At 74.6% G+C, this 16082-nt stretch carries 12 protein-coding genes; 5 read left to right on the forward strand and 7 right to left on the reverse strand.

The genetic code is table 11. From position 1 onward, the window contains the following. Genes CC117_RS07135 through CC117_RS07150 form a run of 4 tightly spaced genes read left to right on the forward strand, consistent with a single transcriptional unit; the run spans position 1 to position 6215 of the window. Complete coding sequence (locus CC117_RS07135; protein WP_071082953.1) at positions 1–1491, forward strand: cobyrinate a,c-diamide synthase; 1491 nt, start codon at positions 1–3, stop codon at positions 1489–1491. Next, entirely contained in the window at positions 1488–2294 is an 807-nt protein-coding gene (gene cobI, locus CC117_RS07140) for a precorrin-2 C(20)-methyltransferase (RefSeq protein WP_071082954.1), read from the forward strand. The genes CC117_RS07135 and cobI overlap by 4 nt, the downstream gene beginning before the upstream one ends. Then, the gene (cobM, locus tag CC117_RS07145; protein ID WP_241829898.1) at positions 2291–5152 is read left to right on the forward strand and encodes a precorrin-4 C(11)-methyltransferase; all 2862 of its coding nucleotides are present in this window, start codon (positions 2291–2293) and stop codon (positions 5150–5152) included. The genes cobI and cobM overlap by 4 nt, the downstream gene beginning before the upstream one ends. A 46-nt stretch (positions 5153–5198) precedes the next feature. Further along, a complete protein-coding gene (locus CC117_RS07150; RefSeq protein ID WP_071082955.1) occupies positions 5199–6215 on the forward strand; it encodes a sirohydrochlorin chelatase in 1017 nt (338 codons plus the stop codon). Positions 6216–6257: 42 nt separating this feature from the next. On the opposite strand, the gene CC117_RS07155 is transcribed toward CC117_RS07150, so the two are convergent. Beyond that, entirely contained in the window at positions 6258–6581 is a 324-nt protein-coding gene (locus tag CC117_RS07155) for a helix-turn-helix domain-containing protein (RefSeq protein WP_241829924.1), read from the reverse strand. Between the two features lie 73 nt (positions 6582–6654). Then, the gene (speB, locus tag CC117_RS07160) at positions 6655–7659 is read right to left on the reverse strand and encodes an agmatinase (protein WP_071082957.1); all 1005 of its coding nucleotides are present in this window, start codon (positions 7657–7659) and stop codon (positions 6655–6657) included. A gap of 502 nt (positions 7660–8161) precedes the next feature. Here speB and CC117_RS07165 point away from each other — a divergent pair. Beyond that, positions 8162–9124: a hypothetical protein gene (locus tag CC117_RS07165; RefSeq protein ID WP_071082958.1), complete on the forward strand. Its 963-nt coding sequence runs from the start codon at positions 8162–8164 to the stop codon at positions 9122–9124. A gap of 38 nt (positions 9125–9162) precedes the next feature. Here CC117_RS07165 and CC117_RS07170 read toward each other — a convergent pair whose 3' ends face one another. From CC117_RS07170 to CC117_RS07190, 5 genes are all read right to left on the reverse strand, one after another. Beyond that, complete coding sequence (locus CC117_RS07170) at positions 9163–9441, reverse strand: hypothetical protein (RefSeq protein ID WP_071082959.1); 279 nt, start codon at positions 9439–9441, stop codon at positions 9163–9165. Between the two features lie 180 nt (positions 9442–9621). After that, positions 9622–10605 (reverse strand): lysophospholipid acyltransferase family protein, encoded by a 984-nt coding sequence (locus tag CC117_RS07175; protein WP_071082960.1) that lies wholly within the window; start codon positions 10603–10605, stop codon positions 9622–9624. Further along, complete coding sequence (locus tag CC117_RS07180; protein WP_071082961.1) at positions 10602–12161, reverse strand: lactate racemase domain-containing protein; 1560 nt, start codon at positions 12159–12161, stop codon at positions 10602–10604. Before CC117_RS07180 ends, CC117_RS07175 begins: the two co-directional genes overlap by 4 nt. 211 nt (positions 12162–12372) lie before the next feature. Then, positions 12373–13665, reverse strand: a complete 1293-nt coding sequence (locus tag CC117_RS07185) for a zinc-dependent alcohol dehydrogenase (RefSeq protein WP_071082962.1) — start codon at positions 13663–13665, stop codon at positions 12373–12375. Beyond that, on the reverse strand, positions 13662–16070 hold the full coding sequence (locus CC117_RS07190) for an HAD-IB family hydrolase (RefSeq protein WP_071082963.1): 2409 nt from the start codon (positions 16068–16070) through the stop codon (positions 13662–13664). The genes CC117_RS07185 and CC117_RS07190 overlap by 4 nt, the downstream gene beginning before the upstream one ends. Positions 16071–16082 lie beyond the last annotated feature (12 nt).

Below are 16082 nucleotides of genomic sequence, written 5' to 3' on the forward strand. Positions count from 1 at the left end.
GTGAGCCCGCTGGACATCCCCCGGCTGGTGATCGCCGCGCCGGGCAGCGGGTCGGGGAAGACGACGGTGGCGACCGGGGTGATGGCGGCGCTGGCGGCGCGGGGGCTGGCGGTCTCGGCGCACAAGGTCGGCCCGGACTACATCGACCCGACCTACCATGCGCTGGCCACCGGGCGTCCCGGCCGCAACCTGGACATGGTGCTGTGCGGGGCGGCGCGCATCGCGCCGCTGTTCGCGCACGGCGCCGCCGGTGCGCAGGTCGCGGTCATCGAAGGGGTGATGGGCCTGTTCGACGGGGTCGCCACCCCCCGCCCGGGCGAGGAGGCCGACCACGGGTCGACGGCGGCGGTGGCGCGGCTGCTCGACGCACCGGTGCTGCTCGTCGTCGACGGGTCGGGCCTGGGCCGGTCCGTGGCCGCCCTCGCCGCCGGGTTCGCCCGGTTCGACCCGCGGGTGCGGCTGGCGGGGGTGATCCTCAACCGGGTCGGGTCACCGCGGCACCGGCGGATCCTCACCGAGGCGCTGGCCGACGTCGGCGTGGCGGTGTTCGGGTCGCTGCCCCGCGACGACGCGATACACACCCCGTCACGGCACCTGGGCCTGGTCCCGGCGGCGGAACGGTCGGCCCCGGCCCGGGCCGCGGTGGACCGCCTCGGYGCGCTCGCCGCCGCCGCGGTCGACCTGGACGGGCTGCTGCGCCTGGCCGCCACCGCCCCACCGCTGCCCACCGACCCGTGGGATCCCACCGCGGCCGCGGGCCACGCCGGGACACGGGGGCGGGGGCGGCCGGTGCGGGTCGTGGTGGCCGGCGGGCCGGCGTTCACGTTCGGCTACGCCGAGCACGCCGAACTGCTCACCGCCGCCGGCGCCGACGTCCTCACGGTGGATCCGCTGCGTGACGAGACCCTGCCGCCGGGTACCGACGCCCTCGTCGTCGGCGGCGGTTTCCCCGAGGAGCACGCCGCCGCCCTCGGCGCCAACACCCGGCTGCGCGACGCCGTCGCCGCCCTCGCCGCCCGCGGCGCACCGGTGATCGGGGAATGCGCCGGGCTGCTGTACCTGGGCCGGTCCCTGGACGGCACGCGGATGTGCGGTGTCCTCGACACCGACGCGGTGATGGGCCCGCGGCTCACCCTGGGGTACCGGCGGGCGGTCGCCGCCACGGACAGTGCGCTGGCCGCGGCGGGCACGGTGGTGCACGCCCACGAGTTCCACCGCACCCGGCTGACCGTGCCCCGCGCGGCGCTGGGGGACCCGCCGGCCTGGCGGATCGACCCCCCGCCCGGCGCGGACCGCGACGACGGCACACACGACGGGCAGGTGGAGGGCTTCGTCCGGGGCGGGGTGCACGCCTCCTACCTGCACCTGCACTGGGCGGGAGTACCGGGGCTGGCGGCCCGGCTGGTCGCCGCCGCCCACACCGCCCGCCCGTCGGGGGCGGGCCTGCAGACACCTGGCGCGAACGGAGAACGGGAGGTGGCGTCGCGGTGAGTGGCACAGCGAGTCCGCGGCTGGTCGGGGTCGGGGTCGGGCCGGGAGACCCGGACCTGGTGACCTTCCGCGCGGTGCGGGTCCTACGGGACGCCGATGTGGTGTTCGTCCCCGTCAGTGACGGTCATGGGCCGTACGGGCCGGGCGCCGGTGGGGACGGGACGGCGGTGCCGGGCCGGGCGGAGATGACCGTCCGCAGCCATGTCGATCATGACCGGGTGGTGCGGTTGCCGTTCCGGATGACCGGCGACGCCGACTACGCGGGCCCCGCCCGCACCGTCGCCGACGCGCTACACCACGGCCACCACACCGGTGGTCACCGGGCCGGTGCCGCGGTGACGGCGGCGTTCGCGACCATCGGCGACCCGAACCTGTACTCGACGTTCACCGCGCTCGCCGCGGCCGTGACCGCGCTCGTCCCCGACCTGGTCCTGGACACGGTGCCGGGGATCACCGCGATGCAGGACCTGGCCGCCCGCTCCGGGACGGTCCTCGCGCACGGCACGGAGACGGTCGCGTTGCTGCCGCTGACCGCCGGGGTGCCGGCCTACCAGGCGGCCGTCGACACGTTCGACACGGTCGTCGCGTACAAGGGCGGGCGGGCGTTGCCGGCGCTGCGCGCGGTCCTCGCGGCCGCGGGACGCCTCGACGGCCCGGCCGGGCATGCCGTCTACGGGGCGGCACTCGGCCTGCCCGAGCAGGACATCCGCCCGGCCGGCGACCTTGACGTCGACGCGACCGGCCCCTACCTGTCCACGGTGCTGGCGACCCGCCGGCCGCGCTGGCCCGGGCGGGCCCGGTGACCGGGCGGGTCAGTTTCGTCGGCGCCGGGCCCGGCGCCGCGGATCTGATCACGGTCCGCGGCGCGGCGGTGATCGGCGCCGCCGACATCGTGATCTGGGCGTCGTCGCTGGTCCATCCGGACATGTTGCAGTACGCCCGCGCCGGGGCGGAACTCGTCGACTCGGCGGCGCTGCCGCTGGAAGGGGTGGAGGCGATCTACCGGCGGGCCGCCGCCGACGGGCTGCACGTCGCCCGGGTGCACTCCGGGGACCCGGCGCTGTGGGGTGCGGTGCAGGAGCAGGTGGAGATCTGCGACCGGCTCGGGATGAGCTGCGACATCGTCCCCGGGGTCAGTAGTTTCACCGCGCTGGCCGCGGCGATCGGCCGGGAGCTGACCGTGCCGGAGATCGCCCAGACGGTGATCCTGACCCGTCTCGGTGGCGGGAAGACGCCGATGCCTCCCGGGGAGGAGGTCCGTGACCTGGCCCGGCACGGCACGACGATGGCGCTGTTCCTGTCCGCCGCCCGGTCCACGCAGCTACGCGAGGAGCTGCTCGCCGGCGGCTACCCGCCGGACACCCCGTGTGTGATCGCCTACCAGGTCAGCTGGCCGGATGAGCTGATCGTGCGCGCCACCGTGGACACGCTGGCCGACACCGTCCGCGAGCACCGGCTGTGGAAGCACACGCTGATCCTCGTCGGACCGGCGTTGGATGCCGGCGGCCGCCGCTCCCACCTCTACCATCCGGGGCACTTCCACACCTACCGGCGGGCGCAGCCGGCGGCACGCAGCGCCCTGCGTGATCAGGACCGGGCGCTGGTCGCAGCCGGCGGCACCCAGACCCCGGCCGGACCCGCGTCCACCACCACGCGGACCGCCCCGCCCCCGCCTGTGGCTGTGTCGTCGCTGGCCGCGTCGTCGGCCGGGGTCGAGGCGACGGAGCTCGGCGGGACGGGTGGGTCGGCGGGACGGGTGGCGCTGGTGGCGGTGACCGCCGCCGGGCGGGCCGCCGCCGCCGAGCTCGCCGCCCGCTGGCCCACCGCCCGCCTGTACCCGGGCCGGGCACGTGACGCGCTCGCCGCCGCCGTCACCGACGGTGTCGACGGAGTCGTCTGTTTCCTGGCGACCGGCGCGACGGTGCGGCTCCTCGACGGGCTGCTGCGCGGCAAGGACCACGACCCGGGTGTGGTGTGTGTGGACGAGGCACGCCGGTTCGCCGTCGCGTTGTGCGGCGGGCACGCCGGGGGCGCGAACCGGCTCGCCGAACAGGTCGCCGACGTCTTCGACGCCACCCCGGTGATCACCACGGCCAGTGACGTGACCGGCGTCGCCGCCCTCGACGGCCTCGGCGCCGAGGCCGGGTTCACGGTRGACGCCGGTGCGCAGCTGGCCGCGGTCGGCGCGGCGATGCTGTCCGGGCAGCCGGTGACCCTGCACACCGACGCGGTGTGGCCGTTGCCGGCGCTGCCCCCGTCGGTGCGCGCCGCCGACCCACCCGACACTGTCCCACCCGGCACCGACCCGGCGGCCTCGGACGGCCCGGCGGACGGGACCGTCGCCGGGGAGATCCACATCACTGACCGGCTGCTGCCCGACCCGCCGGCCGGTGCCGTGCCGCGGGTCGTCTACCGGCCACCGAGCCTGGTCGTCGGGGTCGGGGCGAGCCGCGGGGCACCCGCCGCGGAGATCGACACGCTGATCGACGCCGCGCTGGCCGGTGCCGGTCTGTCTCCCGCCGCGGTGTCCCATCTGGCGACGGTGACGGCGAAGGCCGACGAGGCCGGGCTGCTACAGGTCGCCGCGCGCCGCGGCTGGCCGCTGGTCGTGCACACCGCCGAGGAGCTGGCCGGGGTGACGGTGCCCCATCCCTCGGAGGTCGTCCGCGCCGCGGTCGGCACCCCGAGTGTCGCCGAGGCCGCCTGCCTGCTGTCCGCCCCGGCGCGCCGCGCCGACGGCCCACCCGGCCAGGTCGCATCCGCCGGTGCGGGCACCGTCGCGGAGGGGCACGCCGCGGGAGCCGCAGGAACCGTGGGGGTGGCGGGGGCGCAGCTGGTCGTCGCCAAGCAGGTCAGTGCCCATGCGACGGTCGCCGTCGCGCGGCACCGGCCCCGGGGGCGGCTCGCCGTCGTCGGGCTCGGCCCGGGTGACCGGGGGCTGCTGACCGGGCGGGCCCGCGCCGAGCTGCGCCGCGCCGGCGTCGTCGTCGGCCTCGACCAGTACGTCGCCTCGGTGGCGGATCTGCTGCCGGCCGGGGTGCGGGTGCTGGCCAGCGGGCTCGGCGACGAGCAGGCCCGCGCCCAGGCTGCGGTGGACCAGGCCCGCGCCGGTCATGCGGTGGCGCTGATCGGCAGCGGGGACGCCGGGATCTACGCGATGGGCAGCCCGGCGCTGGACCTGGCCGACGGGTCGTTCGACGTCGTCGCCGTGCCGGGGGTGACCGCGGCGCTGGCCGCCGCGGCGCTGCTGGGCGCCCCGCTGGGCCATGACCATGCGCTGATCAGCCTGTCGGACCTGCACACCCCGTGGGAGCGGATCGTGCACCGGGTGCGCGCCGTCGCCGACGCCGACCTGGCCGTCGCGTTCTACAACCCGCGCAGCCGTACCCGCCGCCACCAGCTGCCCGACGCGCTGGCCGCGCTCGCCGCCGCCCGCCCGCCGGGCACCCCGGTGGGTCTGGTCACCGACGCGTTCCGGCCCGGGCAGCGGGTCACCGTCACCACCCTCGGTGCGCTGACCGGCGGGGACGGCGGCGGCGCGGCGGAGCGGGAGCGGCTGCTGGACCTGGTCGGGATGACCACGACGGTGGTGGTCGGCTCGTCGCGGACCCGGCTGCGCGCCGGGCTGGTGGTCACCCCCCGGGACTACGCATGGAGCTGATCCGTTCCCGCCGCCGTGCCGGCCGAGCCGCAGGAGGACCGTCGAGGTGACCGTCGAGCACACCCCCACCCCCATCCCCACCGCCGCCAGCCGTCCCGCGCCCGCACCGGCGCTGCTGATCGTCGGGCATGGCACCCGGGACCGGGACGGCGCCGAGCAGTTCCGCCGGTTCGTCATCCGGGTGCGGGAGCGGGCCGGCGGGCTGGCGGTCGACGGCGGGTTCATCGAGCTGTCCGCGCCGCCGGTCGCCGACGCGGTGACCCGCCTGGTCGACGCCGGGCATCACCGGCTCGGTGTCGTCCCGCTCACGCTGGTCTCCGCCGGCCATGCCAAGGGGGACATTCCCGGGTCGATGGCCCGGGAGCGGGACCGTCATCCGCAGCTGACCTACGCCTATGGGCGTCCCCTCGGCCCGCATCCGTCGCTGCTGGCCCTGCTGGAGGAGCGCATCGACGCGGTGTGCCCGCCCGGACAGCGGTCGGCGACGACGGTGCTGCTGGTCGGGCGCGGGTCGACCGACCCGGACRCCAACGCCGAGGTGGTCAAGGTCGCCCGGCTGCTGTGGGAGGGCCGCGGGTTCGCCGGGGTGGAGGTGGCGTTCATCAGCCTGGCCGAGCCGTCGGTGCCCGCCGGGCTGGAGCGGATCCGCCGCCTGGGCGGGACCCGGGTCGTGGTCGCCCCGTACTTCCTGTTCACCGGGGTGCTGCCGCGGCGCACCGTGGCGCAGGCACAGGAGTGGGCGGCGGCGCATCCGCAGGTGGCGGTGGCGTGCGCGGGGCTGCTCGGGGACGGGCCGGCGCTCGTCGACCTGGTGCTGGAACGCTACCGGGAGGCCCTCGGCGGGGACATCCGGATGAACTGTGACACCTGCCTGTACCGGATCGCGCTGCCCGGGCATGCGCACCGGGTCGGGCAGGTGCAGACCCCGCACGACCATCCCGACGACCCCACCAGCCCCCACGGGCACGACCACTCCCACGGGCACGGGCAGCATGCTCACGACGACGGGGGCCGGGTGGTCGGCGTCGCCTCGGCGGGGGGCCTCGCCCGCGGAGGCGACTGACCATCCGCCGGCCCGGACACGTCCGCCGGGTGCGGACTGGTGTCAGCCGCCGGCGCCAGCGCCGGCGGTGACGGTGGGCAGACCGGCCGCGGCCGCCGGGCGGGCGGTGGACGTGTCGTACGACGGGGCGTCGCAGGTGTGCGCCAGTGTGTCCAGGGACAGGTCGAGGGCCCGCGCGAGCGCGGCGACGGTGAAGAACGTCGGGGTGGGAATCCGTCCACTCTCGATCTTGCGGAGGGTTTCGACGGACAGGCCGGCGGCCAGGGCGATCTCGGCGACGGCGCGGGCCCCACGGGCCTCCCGCAGCAGAGCACCAAGACGGCAGCCGCGGGCACGTTCAGCCGGGGTCAGCGCGGTGCGTACCATACCCATCACACTAACTCCGGTATACAAATACCGAAGTTCGGTATAGTTATCCGACCGTGGACCTGGCGGACGCCTAGGGCGTCGCGACGGGAGCCGGCACCGGCACAGCCGCCCCGGGCAGGCGCTCCGCCCCGTACGGGGAGACCGCCATCGTCGACAAGATCTCATAACCGGTGTGCGCTGCGGCGATCCCGGTGATCTGAGCGTGGTCGTAGGCGGGCGCCACCTCGACGATGTCACCGGACACGACGTTCATCGAGCGGAACTCGCGGAGCAGGACCAGCAGCTCGCGGCTGGTCAGACCACCCGCCTCGGGGGTGCCGGTACCCGGCGCAAACGCCGGGTCGAGGACGTCGATGTCGACGGACACGTACACCGGACGGTCCCCGATCCGCGCCCGGAGACGCTCACCGGCGGTCCGGACACCCTCCATCTCGAGGTCCGTGGCCGTGATGACGGTGAAACCGAGYCGCCTRTCGTCCTCGAGATCCGTGTCGGCGGGAAGAGGACCGCGCACCCCCACATGGATGCTCGCCTCCATGTCGATCAGACCTTCTTCGACCGCGCGGCGGAACGGCGTCGCGTGGTTGAACACGGTGCCGTAGGAGCCCTCCCAGGTGTCCAGGTGGGCGTCGAAGTGAGCGACGGCGACAGGTCCGTGCACCGCCGCGACCGCCCGCAGCAGGGGCAGCGAGATCGTGTGGTCGCCACCGATGGTGAGCAGCCGGGCGCCGCCGTCGAGCAGGTCCCGCGCCTGCCTCTCGACCACGGCGAGCGCGGCGGGCAGGTCGTACGGCCCCGCCGCGACGTCTCCGGCGTCGGCGACCTGCAGCCGCTGAAACGGCGCGACGGCCAGCTCCGGGTTGTACGGCCGGAGCAGCCGTGAACTCTCCCGAATGTGATTCGGCCCGAACCGGGCGCCCGGCCGATAGCTCACACCCGAGTCGAAGGGAACTCCCAGAATCGCGACGTCTGTCTGGCTGACCTCGTCGAGCCGGGGCAGTTTGGCGAACGTCCCCAGGCCCGCATAACGCGGAAGTCCCGCGGGTTCCCCCGGGCTGCTCTGAATCGGCGGCACAGCAACTCCTCGTGAACAGGTACGCACACCATGTGGGGCGCACCACCGGGGCGGGCCACGGTTCCTCACCCTGACCCGGCCGGGACCGGGTCGGGCCCCGAGGCCGGCCACCCCCGCCGCAGGCGATGCCCTCAGACGGGGGGAGGGCGGGCAATCAGCTGCCCGTAACACACCACAATCCCGCTGAAACCTGTACTCCGCACCAGGACGTGGACAACAATCGGCGTGCGGGGGGAATCCGGCCTGGCAGCTGCGGCGCGATGGTGCCAGGCCACCACGACATCACACCTCCATTTCCCGCCGTGACGGCGAACACGGTAGCGTGCGAGAGTCACTGATCCGACGGAGTGGGTGACGCACCGCAGCGCACAGTCCGGTTCACCTCCGACCCCAGGCCACCTCGGCCCGGGGTCGCGCCACGGACCGTGTCCCCGGCCCACGCCGGGAACGCATCACGGCCCCACCGCCCACACCAGGCGGGCCCGGGGCGGGAAGGAGGGGGATGAGCCACGTGGAGCTACCCGACTCCGCCCGTCCCGACCGGCTGGGGATGGCGGCGGCGTCCCGCGCCGCCGCCATGCTGTCCCGCGAGATCGCCTACGCCGACCCGGACCCGCTGACCATGGCCGAGTTCGACGACCGGCTGCACCGCTACGCCACCACCCTGCTCACCCTGCCGCACACCCTGCTGGTCCGGCCGGTGATCGCCGACTGGCGCCGCGCGCAGGCCGCGCTGGGCCGCCGGCTGTCCCCGGCCGTACACCGCGAACTCACCGGCGTCGCCGGGTTCCTGTCGTTCTACCTGGGGGTGCTCGCCGTCGAAGCCGGCGACGACCCGTCCGCGCGCCGGTTCGCCACCCTCACCGACCAGTTCGCCGCCCAGCTCGACGACCCGCTGCTCACCGGCACCGCCGCGACCCTCGACTCGCTCGTCGCGTTCGTCACCGGCCGCTACGACGCGGCGGCGGGTGCGGCGCGCCGCGCCGACGCCGCCGGGCATCCCTACCTGCACGGCTGGGCGGCCGCGCTCGAAGCCGGCGCCGCCGCGACCCTCGGTGACACCGACACCGCGCTGATCGCCCTGGACCGGCTGACCCAACGCCCCAACGTCCAGGGGCTGCGCCACCCCGGCTGGCCGGCGTTCGACGAGGTTCGCGAAGCGTGCGTCGTCGCCGACGTCGTCAGCCGCATGGGCGGCGACGGAGCGGCGGACCTCGGCCGCATCGCGGTCGACATGACCAGCTCGGGGACGGTGGAACGCGGCTGGGCGCTGGCGTCGCTGGCCGGGGCGCTCGCCCCCGACGACCCACCGGAAGCCTCACGGATGCTCGGCGAGATCGTCGACATCCTCGACGTGCACCCGTCCCGGCTGCTCAGCCGCCGCGTCAACGAGATCGTGTCCATCGCCGGGCTGGGCCTGCTCCCCCTGACCACCCACCCGGACGGCGCCGACACCACCGCCTGACCACCGCCTGACCACCCACGGCCGCCGGACGGGCGGGCTCAGGCGGACAGCTGCCGCGGCGGCTCCGCCGCGGTGAGACGGTCACGGCGGCGGGCCAGCAGCCGTGCGGCGAGCCTGTCGGCGCGTTCCATGTCGTCCAGCGTCGCGCGGGTGCGGCCCTCGATCTCCAGCATCGCGGCGAGCAGCTCGGCGGACAGCCGGGTGCGGGCCGCGACCCGCGCCACACTCGGCGGCAGGGTGGACGGGGCGCGGGTGGACGGGGCGGGCCGCTCGGTGGGACGGCCGTCGGGGCGCGGGAACCGGTGCAGCAAAGCCATGCACACAGTGATACCTGTGACACCCGGCGAAGTGACGCCTTGACTTCCTGCCCCCGCCGGGGTCGGCCGCGACCCACAGGTCATCCCCAGGTCGTCCCCCGCCACCCACCCTTCCGTGAACAGGGTTATCCACAAAACGATCTACGTGTGAGGAGTGTCACACTGTCGGGGAGGGCCGGGTCAGTGCTCCCACGGCGACCGTGACCGCGCCGGCGCCGGAGGCTCGGTGGCCTCCCACACCCGCCGCCACCGCGCCACCGGCACCGCCCCACGCCCGCCGGCCGCACCCACCCGGGGGGAGGGCACCGCACCGTCGGCAGCTGTACCGTCGGCCGCCGCGCCGGGGCGCAGCGACGCCCACCAGCTCGTCGCGTCCTCCACCCCGAGCCGGTCCACCTCCGCCGACAACCGGGCGGTGAACGCCCGCACATCCTCCCCGTCACCCGGACGCATCGGCTGGCCGAACCGCACCGACACCCGCGGACGGCCCGCCGCCGGCCACGCCCGGCCCCGCGGCATCGCCGCGTACGCCCCCCGCACCGCCGCCGGGACGACCGGTACCCCCGCCGTCACCGCCAGATACGCCGCACCGAGCCGGAACCGGCCCCGCGCCCCGTCCGCCGACCGGGTGCCTTCGGGAAACACCACCAGGTTCCAGCCGTCACGCAGCAGATCCACCGGCGTCGACGACGGCGCCCCGCCGCGGCGCTCGATCGGYACCGTCCCGAACGCCAGCGCCGAGGACAGACCCCGCCAGGTGCTTTCGAAGAAGTAGTCCGCCGCCGCCGTCACCGCGGTACGTTCCCGCACCCGCCGCGGCAGCGCACACAGCAGCATCGGCGCGTCCAGATGGCTGGAATGGTTCGACACCACCAGCACCGGGCCGCCCTCGACCGCGTCGAACACCTCCGCCCCGGTCACCGTCGGCGTCAACGCCGCATGCAGCAGCGGACCCATCGCCGACTCCAGGAACACGGTGCGCGCCGCCCGCGCCGGGCCGCTGCGCGCCCACGCCGTCGGGAACTCCCGCGCCGGCACCGCCCGGCGGTACTCCTGCGCCGACGCCGGGACCAGCCGCCGCCCACCCCAGCGGAACCCGCGCGCCAGCTCCCGCGCCCCCACCCCGGGACGCGGCGGACCTCCGAACCGGCCCGCCGCGCTCATCGCACGTCCGCCAGCGCGTGCGGCGGGGAATGCAGGTAGGTGATCGACGGGTCGCGGCCCACCGTGCCCGACACCATCTCCAACGCGTCCGCGAACGTCGACGCCGCCCGGAAACCCATCCGCGCGCACGCCGCCCGGTCACCGCCCACCCACACCACATCACCCAGGTGGTCCATGCCGTGCGCGGCCCAGTACCACATGTAGAACGGGTGGACACCGTGATAGGCGTGCGACGTCCGGTACAGATGCGTGTACCACGGATCGGTCGCGTACTGCTTCTCGAACTTCGCCTCGATCGTCGCCGGGTCCGTCGACTCCGCCAGCACCTCGGAGAAGAAGTCCACATACGACGGATGGTGCAGCTGGGAGAACTCCGGCGTCACCGGGTGGTAGAGGATCATCGCCCCCTGGTGACGCACCAGCGGCTTCCCCCGGTACATGTTGAAGAAATACCCCAGCCCCACGCAGGTCGCGAGGATCGGGTTCATCACCGAGTTCACGTTGTACGGGCCGACGTAGGGCACGCCCACCACCAGCACGTCGGACTGGCCCTGGACCTCGACCAGCTGCTGGCGATGCACGCTGGCGATCGTCTGGTCGTGGGTGGCCTCCGTCTCCCCGGCGAACACCCCCGTCACCTGATAGTCGGCCAGCAGGTCGTGGAACAGCTTGCGACGCGGCCGGGTCGGCATCACCGACAGGCCCCGGCTCATCCCGTACGCCATCGCCTGGTCCCGCACCGACCACTCCCACTCACGGCGGGTCAGGAAGCTGTACCGGTCCGGGAAACAGTCGTTGTTCAGCGTCGTCTCCACATGGAAGATCTTCAGATGGTCGGCGAGGAGCCGACCCATCCGCCACGCCGAGGAATGCATCTCCGACCGGGTGTGGTCCATGAACGACCGCGACCGCAGCATCGTGTGACTGTTGTGGTGGTGGCGCAGGCTGTTGTACGACGCCAACCCGATCGGCACCGACTTGTGCCCGCCGTCCATCGCGACCAGGTTCACGTTCACATACACCAGCAGGTCGCTTTCCGCGGCCCGCCGGTTGATCTCCACATCCTCACCGTGGTCGGTCACCCCCACATGCAGGAGGTTGTCCCGGTCCTCGGCGTCGTGGTTGTACAGGTTGTCCGGCCAGAACGACCGGAACACCCGCTCCCCGACAATGTGCTCGATCTCCGCCGCCGTCATCCGCCGGTGCAGCGCGTTCGCCGCGATCAGCTGCACGTCGTCGACCCCGGYCTCCGCCGCCAGCGTCAGCACCTGCTCGATGATCCGCTGCCGCACATCCGGCCGGCGCATCCGCGGCAGCGGAATCGACAGATCGTCGAACGCGATCGTCAGCCGCATCCCCGGCCGCAGCAGCACCCGCAGCGGCTCACAGTTGTACGGATGCTCCAACGCGTCCGCGATCGCCGCGTCCACATCGCCCACCCCCGGAAGCGACTCCGGCGGATACACCACCCGGGTGCCCAGCGGGAACCGCTCCAGCGTCAGCCCCTCACCCTGGTGCACCAGCAGCGGAGGAGTGCGCTCGTCGACCTCGAGCACGAACCCCGGTCTCACCTACACGTTCCCCTCGTCTGTGAGTCGCCCCGGCCCGACCCGGCGCCCCCGCGCCCGCCGCGCCCTCGGCGGCAGCAGCCGCCACCACCTGGGCAGACAGTCCCGTATACCCCGACCGTGCCGCCTCCCGCGGCACCCCAGCCCCCGGCCCGCCATCCCGGCACGCCACCGGCGGCGCTCCACGCACCGACGCGCCTCACGCCGACGCCGCCGGATCGAACACGATCTTCACCGCGCCGAGCCGACCCGCCGACAGCGCATGATCCAACGCCTCCCGCCACCGTGCCAGCGGATACACCGCCGACACCACCCCGTCCAGCGGGGCGGTCGCGGCCAGAGCCAACGCCCGACCGAAATCCGACCCGTCCCCCGGCTCACCCGGATCCCCCGACGGGCCCGGCCCACCGGCTCCGGTGTCGTCGCCGGTGCCGGTGCCGCGGCGCCGGCCCCCCGACGACGCGTACGTCCCGACCAGTTCCAGTTCCCGGAACCACAGCGGCGTCAGATCCACCGACCCCGACGGYACCCCCGACAGCACCACCCGGCCCCCCGCCCGGGTCACCCGCAGCGCCGTCGACAACGACGACGCACTGCCCACGCAGTCCATCGCCACATCCACCCCGCCGAGCAGGAAATCACCCCCGAGCTGCGGGGTCAGCCGCACCGCCCGGCTCGCCCGCCGCACCCCACCGATCGTGTCATCCGGCGCCAGCACCTCGTCGGCGCCGAACCGCACGGCGAGCTCCACCTGCCGGCGATGCTTGGCCACCATCGTCACATGCTCGGCCTTCGTGAACGCCCGCACCGCCAGCAGCGTCAGCAGCCCCACCGCCCCCGACCCGACGATCAGCACCCGGTCCCCGGCCACCACCCCCGCCCGACCCGCGGTGTGCACCGCCGTCGCCAACGGCTCGACCAGCACCGCACGCTCGTCGGCAAGCCCGTCGGGCACCGGATGCACCTGGCTGTGATGCGCCACCAACGCCCGGCTCCACCCCCCGCCGGTGTCCGCGCAGTACCCCGTCTGCAACCCCGGCGACAGATGCCCCACCGTCACCCGGTCACAGCGCGACGTACGCCCCCCCGCACACGCCCCGCACAGCTCCAGGCCCCGCGCCGCACAGCCCAGCACCGGATCGATCACCACCCGTGACCCCGCCTCCAACCGCCGGCCATCCCCCAGAGTCACCGACTCCTGAAGATCACCGACGATCTCGTGGCCGGGTGTGAACGGCATCGACACCAGCGGAGAGAAGTAGAACGAGCTCTGCCCCGTCACCGTCGCCAGATCCGACCCGCAGATCCCCGCCAGCCGGGGCCGCACCGTCACCCACCCCGGCCCCGGCAGCGCCGGATCCCCCCGGTCCACCAGCCGCAGCGGCGCCGCGGTCGTCGCCGCCGCCCCCGCCAGCCACGGCAACCGGCCCGACACCACCCGCGCCGCCGCATACCGCGGCAACGACCGGTACACCTCCAGACCGCGCGTCACCGCACCTCACCCGCTCGCACCGCATCCCCCTGACCCACCGAACGATCCTGACCCCCCGCACGACCCGGCGGCACCGGCAGCCCCGGCCCGCCCCCACCCGCGGCACGACCCCGGCCCTGCGCCACCGCCGCCGCCGCGAACAACCCGCGTTCCACCCGGCTGCCCACCAGCAGCCGCGGCTCACCCGGCGTCGACGGCCACTCCTCGATCGGCCAGCCCGCCGACCGGGCGAACCGGTGCAGCGCCACATCCGGGTTCACCGCCACCGGATTACCGACCGCCCGCAACATCGGCAGATCCGACAGGCTGTCCGCATACGCCCACGACGCGGCGAGATCCGCCCCCCGCCCCCGCGCGTAATGATCCACAAACGCCGCCCGGGAATCCCCGACCAGCGGCGAGGACTCCAACCGGCCGGTGTACCGACCGTCCGCCCCGACCTCCAGCTCGGTCGCGACGATCTCGTCGAACAGCGGGGCCAGCGGCGCCGTCAACGCCGACACCGCCCCCGTCAGCARCACCGTGCGATGCCCCGCCGCCCGGTGCTCCCGCACCCGGCGCACCGCCGCCGGTTTCACCCGCCGCAGCACCACATCCGCCCCGGCCTGCGCCACCACCGCCGCCAGCTCCGCCGGATCCACCCCCGCGTACCGGCCGTACACCGACCGGATCAGATGCCCCCGGTCCCGCCGCTCCGCTCGCAGATACCCCGGCAGCGCCCGCGCCAGCGACACCACCTCCCGCGCCCGACCCGCCGCCGACGCATCCGCCAGCCGCAGCCACAGATACGACTCGACCACCGTCGAGGACACCAACGTCCCGTCCAGGTCGAACACCGCCAGCACCCCCTCCCCGGCCGGAAGGTTACGCGCCAGCCGCCGCGGCCCCGCCGCGTCCCGCGGCCGGCGCAGCACCGCCGTCACCGCCGGGCAGTGCACCTCCTGCAGATAGTGCCGCCAGTCGAAACACGACGGGTCGAACCCGAAATCCGCCTGGTCGGACGGATCCATCGCCGCATGCAGCGCCGCCGTCGCGTCATCGACGTAGACCAGCTCCGCACTCGTGTACGCCCGATACACGTCCGAATAGCGGCGCAGGAACGCCACCCGACCCTCGGAACGCTCCAGGTCCACCGCCCACCGGCGCACCCGCTCCGACCGCGGCGCATGCGACAACGCCCGGTTCGCCCACTCCACCGCCTTCTCCCCGCGGCGCAGCTGCGCCTCCACCGCCACCGACCCGGCGAACGGCCAYTCCGGCACCGCCGCCGACCCCCGGCCCCGCTGCGGCAGCGGATGCGCCAGGAAGTACCCCCGCACATAGTCGTACAGATCACGGAACAGCAACGGGTTCCGGAACCCCGAACACACCGTGTAGTACGCCGGTACGTCCACCGGCGGCGGTGGGGACCCCGCCGCCGCCAGCAGCGCGTTCACGACCAGATCCACCGGGATGATGTCCACCACCGCGTCCGGCGACGCCGGGAAGTCCGGCAGCTCACCGCGGCCGTACGCCAAGATCAGCGGCTCGGCCATCTTGAACCCCTCGATCCACCCCGGGAACGGCTTCGCCAGCGCGCTCTCGATGATCGACGGACGCACGATCGTCAACGGCAGGTCGCCGTGCGACTCCTCCAGATACCGCTCCGCCATCGCCTTCGTGAACGTGTACGCATCCGTCCACCCCAGCACCTGCGCCCGCTCCGCACCCGCCGACACCAGCCGGCGGGCCACCCACGCCCGCCGCGCCGCCTCCGCCTGCGCCGCCACCGTCTGCGCCCCGGCCCGCAGATGCTCACCCGCCGCCTGCACCCGCAACCCGGACAGCGTCTCCGGCGACCGCGACGCATCCTCCGCCGCCACCCGCGCCCGCTCCGCCCACGCCTGCTCGACCCGCCAGTCCACGTCGTGCACCAGCCGGCCCTCGGCCACATGCCCCGACCGCAACCCGGCCACATACGCCGTCGACACGTGCACCACATGCGGACGGGCCCCCGTCGCGTGCACCGCCCGCAACAGCTCCTGCACCCCACCCACGTTCGTCGCGAACCCCTCGTCGATCGACGGGTCGAACGACACCTCTCCCGCGCAGTGGATCACCACATCCAGGTCGGCGGGCAGACCACCCATGTCCGCCAGATCACCCTCGATGACCGTCACCCGCTCCGCGAGCAGCGCCACCAGGCCCTCCCGGCCCAGCCGCTCCCGCAGCGCGCGAAACGCCGGCTTGCGCATCATCCGTTCCAGGCGAGCCGCCCCCGAATGGCTGCCCCGCGGCCGCACCAACGCCACCACCCGGGTATCCGGGAAGTCCGACAGCAGCCGCTCCAGCAGCGCCTCCCCGACGAACCCGGTCACCCCGGTCACGAACACGCGCCTGCCCGCGAGCCGCTCACGCAGCCCCACCCGGTCACCTCC

Origin of the sequence: Parafrankia colletiae (assembly GCF_001854655.1) — a bacterium.
In the GTDB taxonomy this organism is placed as follows: domain Bacteria; phylum Actinomycetota; class Actinomycetes; order Frankiales; family Frankiaceae; genus Parafrankia; species Parafrankia colletiae.

What these genes read in the sequence shown, in the direction of transcription:
- CC117_RS07170 (WP_071082959.1), bottom strand. Translation starts at nt 9,441, where the DNA reads ATGGCTTTGCTGCACCGGTTCCCGCGCCCCGACGGCCGTCCCACCGAG.
- CC117_RS07155 (WP_241829924.1), bottom strand. Translation starts at nt 6,581, where the DNA reads ATGGTACGCACCGCGCTGACCCCGGCTGAACGTGCCCGCGGCTGCCGT.
- CC117_RS07165 (WP_071082958.1), top strand. Translation starts at nt 8,162, where the DNA reads ATGAGCCACGTGGAGCTACCCGACTCCGCCCGTCCCGACCGGCTGGGG.